General features: G+C 71.4%; 8 protein-coding genes. 1 reads left to right on the top strand and 7 read right to left on the bottom strand.

The features are described from left to right. Positions 1-145 precede the first annotated feature (145 nt). Complete coding sequence (locus tag OG538_RS33900) at positions 146-1,261, top strand: alpha/beta hydrolase-fold protein (protein WP_406099405.1); 1,116 nt, start codon at positions 146-148, stop codon at positions 1,259-1,261. A gap of 150 nt (positions 1,262-1,411) precedes the next feature. Here OG538_RS33900 and OG538_RS33895 read toward each other — a convergent pair whose 3' ends face one another. The 7 genes from OG538_RS33895 to OG538_RS33865 all read right to left on the bottom strand — a co-directional run bounded on the left by OG538_RS33895 (position 1,412) and on the right by OG538_RS33865 (position 20,040). After that, positions 1,412-3,112, bottom strand: coding sequence for an ABC transporter ATP-binding protein (locus OG538_RS33895; RefSeq protein WP_406099404.1), 1,701 nt, complete (start codon positions 3,110-3,112; stop codon positions 1,412-1,414). After that, positions 3,099-13,982: an amino acid adenylation domain-containing protein gene (locus OG538_RS33890; RefSeq protein WP_406099402.1), complete on the bottom strand. Its 10,884-nt coding sequence runs from the start codon at positions 13,980-13,982 to the stop codon at positions 3,099-3,101. The genes OG538_RS33895 and OG538_RS33890 overlap by 14 nt, the downstream gene beginning before the upstream one ends. Positions 13,983-14,040: 58 nt before the next feature. Then, complete coding sequence (locus tag OG538_RS33885) at positions 14,041-15,828, bottom strand: ABC transporter ATP-binding protein (RefSeq protein ID WP_406099401.1); 1,788 nt, start codon at positions 15,826-15,828, stop codon at positions 14,041-14,043. 37 nt (positions 15,829-15,865) lie between these two features. Then, positions 15,866-16,927 carry an iron-siderophore ABC transporter substrate-binding protein gene (locus tag OG538_RS33880; protein ID WP_406099400.1) on the bottom strand — a complete coding sequence of 354 codons (1,062 nt, stop codon included), beginning with the start codon at positions 16,925-16,927 and terminating at the stop codon, positions 15,866-15,868. A gap of 93 nt (positions 16,928-17,020) precedes the next feature. Continuing rightward, positions 17,021-17,884: an ABC transporter ATP-binding protein gene (locus OG538_RS33875; protein WP_406099399.1), complete on the bottom strand. Its 864-nt coding sequence runs from the start codon at positions 17,882-17,884 to the stop codon at positions 17,021-17,023. A 39-nt stretch (positions 17,885-17,923) separates the two neighbouring features. Then, positions 17,924-18,985: a FecCD family ABC transporter permease gene (locus OG538_RS33870; protein ID WP_406099398.1), complete on the bottom strand. Its 1,062-nt coding sequence runs from the start codon at positions 18,983-18,985 to the stop codon at positions 17,924-17,926. After that, positions 18,982-20,040 (bottom strand): FecCD family ABC transporter permease, encoded by a 1,059-nt coding sequence (locus tag OG538_RS33865; protein ID WP_406099396.1) that lies wholly within the window; start codon positions 20,038-20,040, stop codon positions 18,982-18,984. The genes OG538_RS33870 and OG538_RS33865 overlap by 4 nt, the downstream gene beginning before the upstream one ends. Position 20,041: the final 1 nt, after the last annotated feature.

Below are 20,041 nucleotides of genomic sequence, written 5' to 3'. Positions count from 1 at the left end.
GCCCGGCCGGCGACTCCCCGGGGGCGGGCCTGCAGGGCTGGTTCGGATACGTGATCGGGATGGAAAGGGAAGCAGAGCTTAGGTTAGGCTCCCCTAATTGATGCGAGCTTAGCCGTATCCCCTTCCCCCTCACAAGGAGACGTTCATGCCGTCGGTGCCCGAACGGATCCACACCGAGAACGGCTTCGCCGGCTTCGGACTGCCCGGCACACCCGGCACCGACGAGTTCTGGAGGGCGGCGCGGACGCCCGCGCCGGTGCCCGCCGTCGACGGCGGCTGGACGACCCTGTTCCTCTGGCGCGGCTCCCCGGCACACCTCGGTTTCGAGAGCTGGTCGGAGCCGGTCCCCCTGCGCAGGTGGCGCGATACCGACTGCTGGTACGCCGTAGTGCCCATGCCCGAACGGCTGCGGGTGACCTATCAGTTCATGGTGGACGACGCCGCGTACGCCGACCCGTTCAACCCGGTCGGCGCCGGCATCGACCGGTCCATCGCCGCGACACCGGACGCCCCCGCCCAGCCGCACTGGCCCGTCGTCGGCGCCGAGGACGTACTCCCCGTCCCGGGCACCCGGCTCCGCTGGAACAGCGCACGGCTCGGCGGGCGGCGCACCGTGGGCGTCCACCCGGTGGGGGGCGGCGGGCCCGTGGTCCTGCTGCTGGACGGGGACGACTGGCTGTACCTGCATCCCGCCATGGCCGCCTTCGACTCGGCCGTCGCCGGTGGCGCGATGCCGCCCGTGACACTCGTCTTCCTTCCGGCCAAGGACCGGGCCGCGGAGTTCGGGGCCGGATCCGGACTGTGGGAGGCGGTACGGGACGAACTGCTGCCGCTGGTCTCGGAGTCCGGAGTGAGCGCGGACGTGGACCGGCTGGTGGTCGTCGGGCAGAGCCTCGGCGGGATGAGCGCGCTGAACGCGGCCCTGGAGTTTCCGGAGCTCGTGTCCCGGGTCGCCTGCCAGTCGGGGTCGTTCTGGTGGGCGCCCGACGCGAAGGAACCTGCTGACCCCTTGGACGGCCCTCCCGGCGGCGCCGTGGCCGCCCGTCTGCGGGAGCGCCCCGGCCTGACCGGGCTGCGGGTCGCGTTCGACGCCGGTGAGCACGAGCCGCGGATGCTGCCCCACTGCGAGCGGGTCGAGGCCCTGGCCAAGGAGGCGGGCGCGACGGTACGGGTCTCACGGTCGGCTTCCGGTCACGACCGGGCCGGCTGGCGGCACGCGCTGCTCAGGGATGTCGCCTGGGCCCTCGACGAGAGCCCCTGAGACTGTCCCGCACTCCCGGCACGACGACGCCTACGGCACTTCGCCGCGCTGTCGAACGCCGAGGAGGCGGGCCTCCCCGCGCCCTGCGACCCACCCCAACTGACGCCGCGCGCCGATCCAGCAGGGACGACGGGCCGTGCCCTTGACCGCTCACCTCGTCACCGCCAGGCAGTAGGCCTCGTCGGTGGCGAGGAGGTTGCGGTGGGTGTCCTCCGCGGTGATGACACCGTCGTCCAGGACGAGAACCCGGTCGGCGGCGTCCAGGACGGCCGGACTGCTGGTGATCACGACGGTGGTACGGCCCCGGCGCAGCTTCACGAGGTTGCGCGCGATCAGCTGTTCGGTGACCGCGTCGACGGCCGTGGTCGGGTCCCGCAGCACCAGTACGTCGGTGTCGGCGGCCAGGGCGCGCGCCAGGGACAGCCGTTGGCGCTGTCCGCCGGACAGGTTCGCGCCACGGTCGCGGACGCCGTGGTCGAGTCCTGCGCGGTGCAGGGCGACGACGTCGGTCAGCATGGACGCCTCGACGGCCTCGGGCACCATCCGGCTGGTGCCCGACGGATCGATGTTCGCACGGAGGGTGCCCGCGAAGATCTCCGCGTCGTACGGGTTCACCAGCATGTGCTCCCGGACCGCCTCGACGGACAGGTCGGCGATGTCCCGCCCGCTGATCCGTACCGCTCCCTCGTAGGCGTGCGGCGGGACGTTCACGGCCAGGACCGAGGCGAAGTCGGCAGCCGCACGGGGGAGGTAGGCGGTGAGTGCCACGAACTCGCCCGCCGCCACCCGCAGCTTCAGCCCGCGCAGTGTCCCGTACCTGACGCCGTCGATCTCCAGGTCCCCTCCGGTGGGCGGGCGTCGCGGGCCCGGCACGGCCACCGGCGGTGCGGACAGGACCAGCGCCATCCGCTCGGCCGAGGCGCGTGCCATCATCACGTACTTCGGCATCTCCGAGAACATCTTCAGAGGCTCCATGACGAACTGGGCGAGGCCGACCGCCATGACGAGTTCCCCGATGCTGATCCGCCCGTCGAGCGCCAGCCACCCGGCCGTCAGCGTCACTGCGGCGGCGAGGAACGCGTTGAGGGCCTGTGCGGCGCCGGCGTAGGCGCCGTTCACCCTGGCGACGGTGATCGCCTGCTGCCTCGCCTCCGTACTGACTTTCCGGTAGGAGACGAACGCCGCGTGATTTCCGCCGAATCCGTGCAGCGGGCGCAGGCCGGTGATCAGGTCGGCGACCTTGGCACCCGCCCGCGCCACCCGGGCCTGCTGTTCCCGGGTACTGGTGCCGATCCGCCTGGACATCACGCTGAGGATCGTCAGGATCACGACGGTGCCCACGATCACCAGCAGTCCGAGCCGGACGTCCGCCAGGCCCAGGGCGACTGCCGCGACCAGAACCGCGACCAGCGAGCTGATCAGCAGGGGCACCACCTCGACGATGTCGGCGGTGGAGTCGGCGTCCTCGGTGGCGATGGTCAGCACCTCACCGGACTTCAGGCCGATGTCCCTGTCCACCGGCTGGAGCCCGCACGCCGCGACCTCCACCCGCCAGCGGTGCGCCTCGGTCGTGTTGGCCTTCTGCAGGATGCGCATGCCGAACCGCCACGACAGGGACACGGTCGTGATGATCACGGCCAGCGCGCCGATCGACACCCCGAGGGAGCCGGGGCTCCGGTCCTGCAGCGTGTGCTCGACGATCAGGCCGAGCGCGATGGGAAAGGCGGTCTCGCCGGCCTGGTACAGGCCCATGAGGACGGTGCCCCGGACCATGGCGCCCGTGTTGCGGCGCAGGGCGGTCCGCAGGATGCCGGCTCCCTGAAGGGGCCTGCGTGTTTCAGGAGTTCGCATCGAGGTGACCGGCAATCGCTTCGGGGGTTCGCAGGGTGAGCAGGTCGCGGATCGTGATCACTGGGCCGTACTCCCGCCGGAGCAGCCCGATCAGACGCACCGCCAGCATGGAGTGCCCGCCCAGGGACACGAAGTCGCTGACCGCGCTGACCTCGCCGTCGTCCACGTCCAGTGCCTCGGCGAAGTACGCGCACACCGTGATCTCGGTTCCGGTCTCCGGTGCGCGTTCGGCGACCGTCGTCAGCACACCCAGTGGCTTGGCCTCCGGCAGCGCCTTGGTGTCGGCCTTCCCGTTCACGGTCAGCGGGATGCGGTCGACCTGCGCATAGTGTGTGGGGCGCAGGAAGTCGGGGAGCGCGGCGCCCACTTCGGCGGCGACGGACGCAAGGTCGGAGCCGTCGAGCACCAGGTAGGCGGCCAGCCGGTACGCTCCGTCGACCTGCGGGTCCGGCTGGGCGACCGCGGCGGCGAAGCGCACCGCCCGGTGCGCGGTGAACGCGGCCTCGACCTCGCCCGGTTCGACGCGGTGCCCGCGGATCTTTACCTGCTGGTCGGTGCGGCCCAGGTACATGAGGTTCCCGTCGGGCCGCCGGAGCACCAGGTCCCCGGTGCGGTACATCCGCTCGCCGGGGGCACCGAACGGGCAGGCGACGAACCGGTGCGCCGTCTGCGCGGGTCGGCCGAGATAGCCGCGTGCGATGCCGACGCCCGACACGTACAGCTCGCCGGGCACGCCGACCGGCAGGGGGCGCAGCCACGGGTCCAGCACGTACACCTCGGTGTTGTCGATCGCGACGCCGACGACCGGCTCCGCGCACTCGAAGGTGCCGACACCGAGGGTGTTGATGGTGTACTCGGTGGGTCCGTACAGGTTGTAGCCGGCCGTGCCCTCGGTCTCGGTGAGCCGCCGCCACAGTGCCGGGGTGACGGCCTCCCCGCCCAACAGCACCAGCGCCGACCGCCGTTCGGGGTCGTCGAGCAGCCCCTCGGCCACCAGTTGTTGCGCGTAGGTCGGGGTGACGTTGATGACGTCGATCCCGTGCTCCAGGCAGTACGCCACCAGCCGGGGTGCGTCGCGCCGCAGTTCTTCGTCGCAGATGTGCACCTCGTGGCCGTCGGCGAGCCACAGCAGCTCCTCCCACGACATGTCGAAGGCGAACGACACGGTGTGCGCGATCCTGAAGACCCGGTGGCCGTGCTGCGCCAGCACCGGCTCGAAGATGCGCCGCTGATGGTTGATCAGCATGTTGGTGAGACCTGCGTACTCGGTCACCACGCCCTTGGGCCTTCCGGTCGATCCGGAGGTGAAGATCGTGTACGCGGGGTGCCGCAGGCGGTCCGGATCGTCGGGCGCGAACGTCCGGTACGGTTCGGCCTCGGGCAGCGGACGGTCGAGTTCGATCAGGTCACCGGTCAGCCGGGGCGACACAGCGCTCACCGTGAGGATCACATCCGGACGGGCGGCGTCGACGATCGTGGCGATCCGCTCGTCAGGGTGGTCGAGCTCCAGCGGCACGTAAGCGGCACCGACGCGCAACACGGCGAACAGGGCCACGATCGATTCGAGGGAGCGCGGGATCGCGAGGGCCACGGCCCGCTCCGGTCCGATGCCGCGACCGGCCAGCACCCCCGCCATCGCGCGGCTGCGGTCCCGGAGCTGGGCGAAGGTCAGGGCCGAGCCGTGGGCGACGAGGGCGACCCGCTGCGGGTGCCGGTCGGCCGCCCGGTCGAAGCGGTCGACCACGGTGTCCGTGCCGACATCCGTACGGGTGGCGGGTTCGGGCAGCGTGCCGGCCCCGCGCAGGGCTCCGACCGGCCCGGTGGAGCGGGCGAGGTCCTCCAGGACGCGGAGGTAGTCGTCGAGGAGGCGGCGGGCGCCTGCGGTGTCGTCGTCGCGGTGCTCCAGCTTCACGGTGAGCCGGTCGCCGGGCGTGACGACCCAGGTGAACGGGTAGTGGGTCGAGTCGTCGGCCCGCACCGAGGTGATGCCGTGCCTGGCGTTCATCCGGCCGAGCGCGTCCAGGTCCAGGAAGTTCTGGAGCACGAACAGGTTGTCGAAGAGGGTGTCGTGTCCACTGGCCCGCTGGATCTCGCCGAGGCCCAGGTGCTCGTGCTCCATCGCCGCGACCCGGGCCTCCTGAACGGCCGTCAGGTATGCGGCGACGGTGTCGTCCGGCCGGGCCCGCGTCCACATGGGCACGGTGTTGAGCAGCACGCCGACGATGTCCGAGAGCCCCTCGCCCTCCCGGCCGGAGACGGTCACACCGAACACCGCGTCGCCGCGGCCGGTGTGCGCGCCGAGCATGAGGCCGAACGCGCCGGTCAGCACCGAGTTGAGCGTGACGCCGTGTGCCTTGGCCGCCTTTCGCAGCAGGTCCGACAGTGCCGCGGACATCGTGTGCACGAGCGCGCGCGGCAGTTCGTCCGTCAGGGCCGGCCGGGGCCCTGCGAGCAGGGTCGGTCCGGTGAGACCGTCCAGGTGGTCCGCCCAGAAGCGTTCCGCGACGGCGGGGTCCTTGGCGGCGAGCGTGCGGGCGTAGTCCTCGAAGCCCGGCGTCAGCGGGGCCGCGGTCGGGAGTTCGCCCGCCAGGACGGCCCGGTAGGCGTCGAACAGGTCCCGCAGCAGGATCTCGCGCGACCAGCCGTCCCACAGCAGGAGGTGGTAGCTCAGCAGCAGGGCGTCGCGGCCGTCCGGCAACCGCACCACGGTCAGCCGGACCAGCGGCGGCTCACCCGGATCGAACCCGGTGTCGCGGTCACGGGCCCGCAGAGCCTCGGCCTCGGCCTCCGTCGCGAGGGTGACGGTGCGGACGCCGACTCGACGGCCCGCTCTGAGGACCTGGACCGGGTTTCCGCGGTCGTCGGTGGTGAAGCCGGCGCCCACGACCGGGTGCCGGGCGATCACGTACGCCATCGCCTCGGCGAGCGCGTCGGTGTCCAGGCGCCGGTCGAAGGTGAAGTAGCTCTGCGCGACGTAGTGTCCGGCCGTGCCCGCCATCTGTGCCTGGAAGTACAGGCCGCGCTGGAGCGGGGTGACCGGTGCGGTGCGCTCGGCCGTCGTGGAAGCGGCGGCAATGCGCTCCAGGGCGGTGCCCCAGTGCCCGGTGACTTCGTCCGGGATGCCGTCGGCGAGGGTGAAGACCGCGTGCAGGCTTCCGGTGGTGTCGTCGGTCCAGGCGTTGACCTCGACGGCGTACGGACTGACCTCGTCCCCGCCGGTGATGTGCAGGGCCCGGGACTCGCTGCCACGGCCGAGGTAGTTGAACAGCACCTGCGGGCGGGCGGTGAGCAGGGGGGCCGTCTGCGGGTCCAGGTACCTGAGCCGGCCGTACGCGACGTGCCCGTCCTCATCCGGCCGGCGTTCGGCGACTTCACGCGCCGCCGCCACGGGGTCGGTGTGCGCCGTGAGCCGGACGGGTGCGATGGCGGTGAACCAGCCGACCGTACGGGTGTAGTCGTGGTGCTCCAGCACGGGGACCCTGCCGTGGCGCTCCAGATCGATCGCGAGGTCGGTCGGCATCGGCTGGACCCGGGTCAACGCGGCGCGCAGTGCACCGCACAGCAGCTCGGTGAGACCGATGCCGAGTGCGGCGGGCGCGGTACGCGTGACCTGGTCGCTCACTTCGGGCGCGAGCACGACGGTGGTCTCGCGCAGGCCCTCGACGAAGGGCAGCAGCGCGGGCGCTCCGAGTGTGGTGCGCCAGTCCCCCAAGGCGGACATTCGGGTGGGCCGAAGGCTCATCGCTTCGGCGTACTCGGCGTAGGAGGTGGTCGGCGGCGCGAGGGCCGCCCCGCTCAGGGCGGTGGTCAGGTCGTCGAGCAGGATCAGCCAGGACACCGCGTCGACGGCGAGGTGGTGCGCGGTGACCACGAGGGTGCGGGCCGCCGGCAGCCAGGAGAAGGCGATGACGTCCCCGGACTCGGGGTCGAGGCGCTCGGCGGCTTCGTTCGCGGCAGTCGTCGCATCCGTCGTCTCCGCCCGGACGACGGTGATCCCCCGGTGAGGTTCGGTGCGAAGGGCCCACACGCCGTGCTCGATGTGCAGCCGCAACCGGAGGGCGGGGTGCGCGGCCACGACAGCGTTCGCGGCGCGGGCGAGATCGGCGAGGCCCGCCCCCTCGGGCACCACCAGGGATCTGGCCTGGGCGAACCGGGCGAGCGAACCGCCCAGTTCCCGCTGCCGCAGGATGATCGGTGTCGGGAGCAGTGGGCCGTCCTCCCGAGGGACCGGCCCGACAGCCGCGGTCTGCGGGGCACGCGATCGCAGTTCTGCGGCGAGTGCGCGTGGGGTCTTGAGGAGGAAGACGTCGCGGGGCGCGATCGGCAGTCCGAGGGCCCGGGCCCGGTTGATCACGGTGATGGCGAGGATGCTGTCGCCGCCGGCCATGAAGAAGTCGGTGTCGGCGTCCACGGCGGAGCCGGGAAGCGTGTCGCCGAAGACGCCGACCAGGGCGGCGAGCGCGGAGCCCGTCGCGGCCCCGGGGAGGGTGTCCGCCCCGGCATCCGCGGTCAGTGCCTTGCGGTCCAGCTTGCCGTTGACCGTCAGCGGCAGCGCGTCCACGCATCGCACCCGGCCCGGCACCATGTGCACGGGCAGCTTGGCGCTCAGGAGGCCGGTGAGGTCACCGGGCACCGGGCCCACGACATGCGCGACCAGGTGGTCCCCGCTGTCCGCCACGGTGACGGCCACGTCGACCACGCCGTCGAGTTCCCTGATCGCCGACTCCACCTCGCCGAGCTCGATCCGGAACCCCCTGAGCTGGACCTGGTCGTCGGCGCGGCCGACGAACTCCAGCTCCCCGTCGAGCGTGCGCCGGGCGAGGTCGCCCGTGTGGTACATGCGGGAGCCGTCGCCCGCGAACGGGTTCGCCACGAACCGGCCCGCGGTGAGCCCCGGCCTGCCGAGGTAGCCGAGGGCCACCTGGTCGCCCGCGACGTAGATGGCGCCCACCCGGCCGGGCGGCACCGGCCGGAGCCGGTCGTCGAGGAGATGGGTCTCCAGACCGGGGACCGGACCGCCGATCGGGCTGACGCCCACGCCGAAGTCCTCGTCCGTCAGTACCCGGTGGGTGACATGGACGGTGGTCTCGGTGATGCCGTACATGTTGACCAGGCCGGGCGAGCCCGTGCCGTACCGCTCGACCCAGGAGCGCAGCCGCGCGGGATCGAGCGCCTCGCCCCCGAAGATGATCCGCCGCAGTGCGGTGACCGGTTCACCGGCGTGCCGGTCGGCCTCGACGAACCGGTGGAACGCCGACGGGGTCTGGTTGAGCACGGTGACTCCGCGCTCGCGGACCAGCCGGTGGAAGTCCATCGGGGAACGGGTCAGCGCATAGTCCGGTACGAGCAGCTCACCTCCGTGTGCCAGTGCGCCCCACAGCTCCCAGACGGCGAAGTCGAAGGAGTACGAGTGGAACTGGACCCACACGTCGCGGGGACCGAAGTCCATGTCGGACCGGGTGTTCGCGAGCAGCGCCACCACGCAGGAGTGCGGCACCACGACGCCCTTGGGGCGCCCGGTGGACCCGGACGTGTAGATCACGTACGCGGGGTCGTCCGGGCCGGGTCCCGCGTGCTCCGGCACCGGCCCGTCCGCCTGCGGCAGTTCGTCCCCGAGCACGAGCACCCGGGCCGCTACGCCTGCCCTGGTCAGCAGTGCCGCGAAGCGCTCGCGCTGGTCACGGTCCACGAGCACGGCCTGCGGTGCGGCGTCGGCGAGGATGTACTCCAGCCGTTCGTCCGGGTAGGCCAGGTCCAGCGGTACGTAGGCGCCGCCCGCGGTGACGATCGCGACCAGGGCGACGACCTGTTCCAGCGAACGCGGGACGGCGACGGCGACGCGTCCGCCCGGTCCGACAGCCGCAGCCCTCAGGGCCGAGGCCAACCCGGCCTTCGCCGTGGCCAGTTCTCCGTAGGTGAGGGACCGGGAGCCGCCGTCGAGGGCGCACTGGGTGACGGCGCGGGCGGCCGGGTCACGGAGTGCGGCGGCGTCGAACAGTGCGTCCAGAGTCGTCGGGGTGACCGGTACGGGGCGCCGGTCCTCCTCGGGCGCCAGGCCCTCGACGAGCGAGTCCGGCCTGGTGAGCAGGCCGGTCAGCGTGCGGGTGAACGTACGCAGGATCGCCGCGGCGCTCGATTCCCGGAGCAGCGCGCCGTCGTGGATCAGGTTGAAGCGAGGCCGGCCGCCGGGTGCGCGTTCCACCACCAGCGTCAGCGGGTAGTGCGGTGCTCCCTCGTTCACGATGCCGGTGATGGCCAGTTCGTCGTCGGGTCCGCGCAGAGCGTCCACGTCGGTCGGGACGTCGAACACGACCAGGGTGTCGAAGCGGGCACGGGCGCCGGCCGGCCTGGCGATCCTCGCCAGCGAGACGTGCTGGTGCGGCAGCACGGCGCTCTGGTGCTCCCGCACCGCGGCGAGGAGGCCCGACGCCGTCGTGGTCGCGGTCCAACGCGCCCGTACCGGGATCGTGTTGATGAACAGGCCCACCATGTCGGCGATGCCGGGCACATCCGCGTCACGCCCGGACACGGTGGAGCCGAACACCACGTCCGTGCTGTGCAGGATGCCGCCGAGGGTCACTGCCCAGGCGCTGTGCACGGCGACGCTCAGGGGCACACCGGCCGCCCGGGCGGCAGCGTCGATGTCGTCAGCCGGCTCCACGGCCGTGTCCGCGAACCGGTCGGACGGGGTGTGCCCGTCCGCGACCAGTGAGGGGCCGGGCAGGCCTGCCAGCTGCTCGCGCCAGACGCGGTCGCTCTCGCCGCCGTCGCGGCCGGCGAGCCAGTGCACGTAGTCGGGGAAGCCGCCGGTCCTGTACGCGGCCCCCGGCCGGTGGTACTCGGCCAGCAGTGTGCGGAGCATCGGCGGCACCGACCAGCCGTCGGCGATGATGTGGTGCACGGTCTGCACCAGCACGTGAGGGCCGGGCCCGCCGCGCACGAGCGTGTAGCGCATCAGCGGCCCGGTGGCCAGGTCGAATCCGGCGCGGCGGTCCTGCTCGGCGTACTCGCGGATCTCTGCGTCGGTGATGCCGGGGCGGTCCAGCGTGGTGAAGGGTGCCTCGACGCCGCTCTCCAGTACGGAGACCACGCGGCCGTCGGCCAGGGCCACGAACCGGGCGGCCAGGTTCGGGTACAGCGTCAGCAGCCGGGTGGCCGCCGCGGCGAGCCGTCCGGCGTCCACCTCGCCGTCGAGCGTCAGCAGTTGCTGCTCCACGTAGCTGCCCGCGGAGTCGTCGTCGAAGACCGAGTGGAAGTACAGGCCCTCCTGCAACGGGGTCAACGGCAGGATGTCGTAGAGGCCGGGGCCGTCCAGGGCGTCGACATCGGACTGGGTGAGCGGCAGCGGGCCGAAGTCGCTGGGCGAGTGGCCGCTCCGGTCGAGCGTGGCCAGCCCGGCCAGAGCCTCCCGCAGGTACTCACCGACGACGTCGATGTCCTCGTCCGTGAACATACCGTCGGGCCACGAGATGGTGGTGACGAGTTCGTACCCCCCGGAGACGGCCGGTTCGGCGATGAGGTTGAACTCCAGGGCGCGCGGCAGGCGCATCCTCGGGTCGCGCCTCTCGCCCAGTTGTCCCGTGGTTCCCGCGAGCTGCCAGTCGCCCGAGGAGTCCGAGTCGAAGCGGCCGAGGTAGTTGAAGAGGACTTGGGGAGCGGGCGCGTCGAACCGGGCCCCGGACAGGTACCGCAGGGCGCCGTAGGAGAGGCCGTTGCTCGGGACGCGGGCGAGGTCCTCCTTGACCGCCTTCAATGCGGCGGACAGGTACTCGGGTGAGGTGAACGAGGCGGCGGCGCCGGGGTCGACGGTCACCGGGAAGAGGGTGGTGAACCAGCCGACGGTCCGGGAGAGTTCCGGTTCGAAGCCGGTGGTGTCCGCGACGAACCGTCCTTCGCGGCCGTGGCCCTCCAGCTCGATGTGTGCGAACGTCTGGTCCTGACCCAGGTCGCGGCGCCACCGGGCGAGAGCTACGGCGAGCGCCGTGAGCAGCACGTCGTTGACTCCCGCGTGGAACTTCGCGGGGATCTCGCCGAGCAGCGCCGACGTGATCGCGGCGCCCACCGATACGGTCCGCTCCCGCTCATGGGCCACGGTGTCGGACTCGGACGGCGCACGCCGGCCCAGCGGCCCGTCCACGCCCGGCAGGGGGCGGCCGAAGTGGGCACGGTCCTCGTCGAACGCGGTACGCCCGAGCAGCTCGGTCCAGCGTCGGAACGACGTTCCCACGGGGGGCAGTTCGACCGGTGATCCCGAGGTGGACTGCCGCCATGCCGTGGCCAGGTCCTCCATCAGGACGCGCCATGAGACGCCGTCGACTACCACGTGGTGGACGACCAGGACCAGTTGCCGAGCGGCACGGCGCCAGACGGCGCGCAGCATGACCCCGTTGTCCGGGTCGAGCCCGTCCGTCGCGAGTGCGACGCACGCGTCGAGCGGCCGGCCGCTCTCCTGCCACCCCGCGACAGCCTCGTCCGCGCCCGGGATCTCGAAGCTCCAGCGGTCGCCGCGCACCAGCCTGGCCCGCAGCATGTCGTGCCGGCGGACCACGGCGGTGAGGATCTCCTGCAGGGCATCGGCCGTCAGATCCGACGGGGTGTTCAGCACCACCGACTGCACGAAGCCGTCGACGGCGTCCGTGGTCTCCCCGAGCCACTGGACGATGGGCGGCCCCACAACGGGCCCGGTCGCCACGTCGTCGTCCGCCACGGTGGACACGTCGTCACGGCTCGCGACCGCGGCCAGGGCGCCCACGACGCCGTGCGTGAAGACCTGCCGTGCCGTGACGTGGAGACCCACGTCCCGGAGCGCGCTCAACAGGGAGATCGCCAGAATGCTGTCCCCGCCGAGCCGGAAGAAGTCCTGGTCGACGCCGACCTCGTCCAGCCGCAGCACCGCCGCGACAGCCGCGCAGACCGCGCGCTCATTGTCGGTGGCGGGCGCGACGACCGGCCCGGCCGACGTCACTGGTTCCGGCAGCGCGGCCCGGTCGAGCTTGCCGTTGGCGGTGAGGGGGAACTCCTTCATCACGACGGTGTGGGCGGGCACCATGTACTCGACCATGTGCGCGACGGCCCACGCCCTGACATCGTCGGCACGCAGGTCCTCGCTCCCGGCCGCCGGGATCACGTACCCCACCAGACAGGTGCCGCCCACGGTGTTCCTCTTCGCGACGACGCAGCTGTGCCGTACGCCGGGGTGCTCGGCGAGACCGGCCTCGACGTCCTCGATCTCCAGGCGCATCCCCCGGATCTTGACCTGGTTGTCGGCCCGGCCGAGGAAGTCCAGTGAGCCGTCCGGGGCGAACCGGGCGAGGTCGCCCGTGCGGTACAGCCGGGAACCGTCGGTCGCGAACGGGTTCGCCACGAACCGGGACGCGGTCAGGCCCGGCGCGTTGACGTATCCGCGCCCCAGGAGGAAGCCGCCGACGTACAGTTCGCCGCCGGCTCCGACCGGGACCGGACGCAGTTCATCGTCCAGTACGTACAACTGGGTGTTGGGGTTCGCCCTGCCGATCGATGTCGACAGGCGTTCGGCCGCGCCCCGGTAGATGACGTGCGAGACGCCGATGGTCGTCTCGGCGGGGCCGTAGCCGTGGTACATGGGGATGTCGAGGCGGGTGCGGAAGCGCTCGTAGAGCTCGGGGGTCAGCACCTCGCCGCCGCACCACACATGGCGCAGGCTGTCCAGCCGTCCCGAGTCCCCCGCGATCTCCAGCAGCACGTCCAGCATGGACGACACCAGGTAGGTGAAGGTGACGCGCTGCTCGGCGATCACGCTCAACAGGTGGTGCGGGTCCCGTTCACCGCCGGGCCGCAGGATCACCAGGCGGCCGCCGCACACCAGTGGCAGGAAGATCTCGTTGATGGAGATGTCGAAGGAGAGCGGGGCCTTGAACAGGGACGCGTCGTCGTGGCCGAAGTGCAGGATCTCGTCGGCCTGCCACAACAACCGCTCGCTGATGGCCTCGTGCCGGATCATCGCGCCCTTGGGGCGGCCTGTCGACCCGGACGTGAAGATCACGTAGGCCAGGGCAGGTCCGGGGACGGTGACCTCAGGTCCCTGGGCGGGATGTGCGGCGAACCGCCAGTCCCCGAGATCGACGGCCTCGGCTTCCGGCTCACCAGGGGTCTGCTCCCCCGAGCCGTTGAGCTGGAGCACGACCCGGGCGTCCTCGATGACGACGGCCCGGCGTGCGGCGGGCCACAGCGGATCGAGCGGTACGAACGCACATCCCGCCTGGAGCACTCCGAGCAGCCCGATGACCATGTCGGCGCTACGACCCAGGGAGATTCCCACCACCTGCTCGGCCGCGAGCCCGCGCTCGACCAGATGGTGAGCCAGCTGACTCGCGTAGCGGGCGACTTGGCCATACGTCAGAGAGCGGCGTCCATCCACGATCGCGATCGCGTCGGGGCGCGTCCGCGCCTGCTCGTGGAACATCTCCACAACGGTCGGGCGGGCCCGGCCCACCTCGGTGTCGTTCCACCGGGTGAGGGCTTCGATCCTTGCCGCGACGCCGGAGGGGCCGATGGTCCCGAGGGGCCGGTCGGGGAAGTCGACGAGGTCGTCCAGGGCGAGTTGGGCATCGGCCACGGAGACCCCCTCGGGGACGGCGATGCTGAGGCCGTCCGCACCGGGCTCCCAACCGACGACCCCGGAACCGCCGTTGCCGACCCACCCGAGGACATCGGTGAACGGAGTGCCGGGCGTGAGGTCCGTTCCGTCGGGACTCCGTCCCGACGCCCAGTGGGCCAGACCGATGGCGCACGCGGTGGCCAGGGTGCGGTCGCTGTGATCACCGGTACGCCGGCGCAGCCCGGCCCGACCCGTTTCGGAAAGCAGTACGAGACGAGCGCCCGGTTCCATCATCGAAGACTCCGCTTCCCATCCGAGGTGTTCAACTTAGCCTAGCCTAACCAAGGTTTACCTAACTACTTTCTCGCCAGGCCCGCCACAGTCGCGCGTACCGACCCCCCAGAGCCACCAGCTCCTCGTGCGTCCCCTGCTCCACGACCCGCCCCTCGTCGAGCACGGCGATCCGGTCCGCGGCCATCGCCTGGGTGAGGCGGTGCGCCACGAACAGCGTGGTCCGGCCCGCACATGCGGCAAGCACGCCCCGTTCCAGTTCGGCCGCGCCCTCGCTGCCGGCCTCCGCCGTCGACTCGTCGAGGACCACCACCGGCGACCGGGCCAGCACCAGCCGGGCCAGGGCGATCTGGGCGACCTTGGTGACGTCCAGACGCTCGCCGCCCTCACCGACCGGAGTCCGAAGCCCGTCCGGCAGCGCGTCGGCCCACGCTCCCGCACCGACCGTCCGCAGCGCGTCCGTCAACTCCGCGTCGCTCGCCTCCGGTGCTGCCAGCCGCAGATCGTCGGCCAGCGGACCGGAGAACACGTGCGTCTCCTGCGTCAGAATGCTGACGAGAACCCGCGCCCCCGCCTCGTCAAGATCCGCGAGATCATGCGGCCCGATCCGCACCGAGCCGGCCTGTGGTGTCCCGATGCCCGCGATCAGAGCGGCGAGAGTGGACTTGCCCGCACCCGTCGCTCCGACGAGAGCGAGTGCGCTCCCAGCCGGGATCGTCAGACTGACCTCCCTCAGGACCGGCTCCTCGGCATCGGGATAGCTGAACGACAGCCCCTCGACCGTCACTCGGTACGGGGCCGCGGCCGCGGGCGTCACGGTGGAATCGCCCACCAGGCGGTCCTCCGCGTCCTCCCCCAGCACCCCGACCAGCCGGGCCAGGCTTGCACCCGACTTCTGCGCCTCGTCGAACGTGAACATGATGGCGCCGAGCGGCGTGAACAGCCGGTGGAACATCAGCGGGGCGGCGGACACCTCGCCGAGAGTGGCCGCGTCGCCTTCCAGCAGGGCGTACCCGACCAGGAGGATCAGGACCAGGCCGATGAACTCGGCACGGTTCTCCCTGCCGACGAAGCGGCCGAAGAAGCGGAACACTTCGATGCCGAGCTCGCGCACCCGCCACGACTCGCTCGTGACCTTCTCGCGGAACGCCTCCTCCAGGCGGTACGCCCGGACCGTGTCGATCCCGTTCAGACCGCTGATCAGCGCCTGGGCCCGGTCGGCCTGCGCCGCCCGCTGTTTCCGGTAGAGCGGCGCGGACCGGGGAAGGTACCAGCGCAGAGCCAGTGCGTAGGCGGGGAGCGCGCCTGCGCCGGCCAGGCCGAGTCGCCAGTCCAGCCCGAACATGCCCGCTGTCGCGATGGCGACGAGCACCCCAGCCGTGAACACCGTGGGAATGGCCGACCGGATCCCCCGGGACAGCACGGCCACGTCGTCGCCCACCCGGGAGAGCACGTCTCCCCGGCCGACCTGCTCGATCCGTGCGCTGGGCATCCCCAGCACCGCGCGGACGGCGCCTTCGCGCAGCCGGGCGAGCAGATCCGCGCCCAGCCGCCCGATCAGATACGTCGATGCCGCGGCGGCCGCCGCTCCGAGCAGGGCGGCGGCCACTATCAGCGTCCCGATCCGGACGAGGAGCGCACGCGGTTCGCCCTCGACCACCCCGTCGACCACTTGGCCGAGCAGGAGAACCGGCAGCACCTGGAGCGCCGCCCCGCCCACCGTGGTGAGCACCGTGGCGGCCGTCAGCCACGGCAACTCGCGGCAGTGGGCCGTGATCCACCGGATGGCCTCGCCTCCCGTGGCCGTGCGCAGGGCGGCCGGGGCGGCGCGGGTGCCGGTGGCGCTCACACGAGGACCGGGGCGGGGGCGGGAGTTCTCCGCGAGGTCACTGGTCGGCCGACTTGACGAGCTCGTCGATCGCGTACGGCAGCGACAGCAGGGTGCCCTGGGAGATGGCCGCCCCGACCGCCGGCCCCTCGCTGTCGAGCAGGTACGACACCCGGCCGTCCTTGACCGCCTTCAGGTTGTTGAACAGCTCGGACTTCTTCAGAGCGTCCTGGTCGGCCTTGTCGTTGATGACGAAGATGCGGTCGACGTCGACGAGGTCCATGCGCTCGGGCGAGAGCACGGTGTAGAACTTGCCGCCGGCGATCTTGTCGATCTCCGTCGCACCCTGGTAGCCGATGCCCGTCACCAGGCGTCCGCGTACGTCCGTGGTGGTGAACGGCGCCACGGACTTCTCGTACCAGGACAGCGCGACACCGGTCTGCGTCGCGAACTCGGGGTGGGCCTCGGCTGCGGCGTCGAGCTTCGCCTGGATCCCCTTCACCATGGCGGCGCCTTCGGCCTCCTTGCCGAGCGCCTTGGCGATGTGGACCGCGTTGTCCTGCCACGGCGCGCTGAAGGGCTCCTTCTCGGCCTTGGTGCGTCCCACCGTCGGAGCGATCTTCGACAGCTTGCCGTACGCGGCCTGGTCGACCTCGGAGTAGACCGCGACGATCAGGTCCGGCCTGAGGGCGGCGATCTTCTCGTAGTTGGGGCCCGCGTCACCGTTCTTCATGATGACCTCCGGGCGGGCGTCCCCCCACTTGTCCTTCACCCAGGGCCACTGGGTGTTGATGTCGGGGGTCTTGCCCGCGGGGTTCGGGTACTGATCGACCATGCCGACCGGCTTGATGCCGAAGGCCAGGATGGTCTGGTCGTCCGTGTAGCCGACCGAGACGACCCGCTCGGGCGCCTTCGTGATCTCCGTGGATCCGAACGCGTGCTCCACGGTGACCGGGAACGCACCTGCGGCCGCAGCGGGTGCCTTGTCGCTTCCCTTGTCAGCGCTGTCCGTCGAGTCGGAACCGCAGCCCGCCAGGAGGCCGATGCCGAGGATCGCGGCCGACACGGTCGCCGCCGGCCGCCGCCAGGGCTTCGTGAGCATCGTTCTATGGAGGAGCATCCGGATTCCCTTGCTTTCGCGCTGTCCACTGAACCCATAAATAAGGGCAGGCAAACCTTACCCCGATGAAATGAGGGTAGCCTAGCCTTACTGTCATACTTCCTTGTTTCGAGACGCAGTTGACAAGGCGTGGGTCCGGCCGATGGGCACGATGAGCGGGCGGTCACCGACCGGATCATCGATCACCACGGCCCGCAGCCCGAACGCCTCGTGCAGCAGCTCGGCGGTGATGACGTCGCGCGGGTGCCCCTGCGCCAGGATCGCCCCGTGCCGCATCACGACGAGGTTGTCGCTGTACCGCGTCGCCAGATTGAGGTCGTGCAGCACCATGACCACCGTGCGTCCCGACTCGTGCAGGTCGTCCACCAGGTCGAGCACATCGATCGCGTGTGCCAGGTCGAGGTAGGTGGTCGGCTCGTCCAGCAGCAGCAGGTCGGTGCCCTGAGCCAGGGTCATCGATATCCAGACGCGTTGACGCTGTCCACCGGACAGCGAGTCGACGGGACGGTCCGCCAGTTCGGACACGCCTGTCATGGCCAGCGCGGCCGCCACGATGCCGGCGTCGTCCGATGACCACTGCCGCAGCCAGCCCTGGTGCGGATGACGCCCTCTCGCGACCAGGTCGGCCACCGTCAGCCCCTCCGGGGCGACGGGCGCCTGCGGAAGCAGGCCGAGCTTCTTCGCCACGTCCCGGGTCCTGAGCCCGGCGATGTCCTCCCCGTCCAGTACGACCGCGCCCCTGGCCGGCTTGAGCAGGCGGGTGAGCGTGCGCAACAGGGTTGATTTCCCACATCCGTTGGGGCCGATGATCGTGGTGATCACGCCTGGCGGGATCGCCACGTCCAGATCGTCGATGACGGTCCGGCCGCCGTACCCGACCGTGACGCCCCTGGCCGCCAGCCGCGAAGCGTCCCTGCCGACCGACGCGACCTCGGTGGTGGATCGGTGAACGGCCACTGGCCCCCCTCTGCTCGGGTAGTCCAACTCGTCTGTCATCTATCGAAGGTTCGCCCGCACCAGCAGATACACCAGGAACGGTCCGCCGATCGCGGCGGTGATCACCCCGACCGGCAGGCCGATCGGCAGCGCGGTGCGCGCCACCAGGTCGGATCCGATCAGCAGCAGTGCGCCGGTCAGCCCGGAGGCCACCATCGGAGGTGTCGGGCACCTCGCCAGCCGCATCGCCACCTGCGGGGCGACCAGCGCGACGAAAGGGACGGGGCCGGCCGCGCTCACCGCGACCGCGGCCAGCAGGACCGCGCACAGCAGCAGGACGGCCCGCACCCTCGCGTACCGAACGCCGAGCCCCGCGGCGACCTCGTCACCGAGATGCATCGGCTTGAACTGGAACGCGACGCAGGCCACGACGGCCATCAGGACGAGCGAGCACCACAACGCCACCCGGACGTCGTCCCACTCCCGGTTGTCCAGCGAGCCGACCAGCCACGCCTGGGCCCGCGCCACATCCCTGATGTCCGCCGAGACCAGCAGCCAGGTCGTGACCGCCTCCGTCATGGCGCTCACCGAAATACCGATGAGGATGAGGCGGAATCCGTCGATCCCGCGCCGCCACGCCAGGAAGTACACCAGCAGCCCCGCCCCGAGACCGCCCGCGAGCGCCGCCGCCGGCAGGCCCGCCGTGCTGATGACCGCCCCGGCGGTCCCGCCCGACACCGTCACCAGGAACACCGCGACCATGCTTGCGCCCCCGGTGATCCCGAGTACGTCCGGGCTGGCCAGAGGGTTGCGCGCGACGGACTGGGTGATCGCCCCGGACACCCCGAGCGCTGTCCCCACCACGAGCCCGGCCAGCGCACGAGGCATGCGCAGATCCATGATGACGAACTCGTCGACCTGCTCGCCCCGGCCGAAGACCGTGGCGATCACGCGGGACAGGCCGATGGGGAAGTCCCCGATGGCCATGGAGAGGCAGAACATCAGGAACGCCGCGGCGGCCAGCACCAGCGTGACCAGCACGGTCCAGGGCCGCCATACGAACGAGACCTGGCCGAACCGCACGCCCGGCACCAATGAAGGCTTCGTCTCCGGCATGTTCATGCGCTCCTGAACTTTCCACGCCGGACCAGCGCCGCGAAGAACGGGGCACCGAGGAGGGAGACGACGACGCCCGCGTCCAACTCGCCCGGCCGCACCACCAGTCGGCCCACGATGTCGCAGACCAGGAGGATCACGGCGCCGAGCAGACCCGCGTACGGCACCAGCCAGCGATAGTCCGGACCGGTCAGGTGGCGGGCCAGGTGAGCGACCATGAGACCGAGGAACGCGATGGGGCCGCAGGCCGCCGTCGCCGCGCCCGCCAGGAGCGTGATGGCGAGGATGCCGACCGTCCGGCTCAGCGCGATGTTCACACCCAGCCCCCGCGCCAGGTCGTCACCCAGGTTCAGCAGGTTGAGGGAAGGCAGCACGGTGAGGGCCAGCACCAGCCCGACGACCACGAACCCGGTCACCGGCCAGATGACCTCGAAGCCGACGCCCGCCACGGAGCCCGCGTTCCAAAACCTCAGCGCATTCAGTGTCTTCTGGTCCGAGAGTGCGACCGCGGTGGTCATGGCCGCGAGGAACACGGTGATCCCCTGACCGGCCAGGGCGAGCGTCAGCGGATTGCCGGCGCCCCTGCCGATGCTCGCCAGTGCGAACACGACGACACCGGCCGCTGCCGCCCCCAGGAACGCGAACCAGACGTACTGGAACGGATCGCTGAGCCCGAACACGGCGATCACCGACACGACGGCGAACGAGGCGCCCGCGTTCACCCCCAGCAGACCCGTGTCCGCGATCGGGTTGCGCGTGTAGCCCTGGATCAGTGAGCCGCCGACCCCCAGGGCGATGCCCGCCACGACGGCGAGGACCGTCCGGGGCACTCGCACGGTCTGCACGATGAGCCGGATCCCGGTGAGCCTCTGATCGGACCCCGGCGCCGCGAACAACCCGTGCCACACCTCTGCGGGACTCAACGCGCGAGCACCCACGGCGAGCGAGACCCCTCCCGCGATCACAAGGATCGCCAGGAGCGCGCCCAGCCCCACAACCCGCCCTCGTCGGGCCCTCGTTGTGCCCCCGGGCAGGGGGCGCTCCACTACAGTCGCGCTCATG

Source organism: Streptomyces sp. NBC_01013 (assembly GCF_045162765.1).
Classification (GTDB): Bacteria; Actinomycetota; Actinomycetes; order Streptomycetales; family Streptomycetaceae; genus Streptomyces.
The sequence above is the reverse complement of the archived record's forward strand: the minus strand, read 5'-3'. Positions and strand labels throughout refer to the sequence as shown.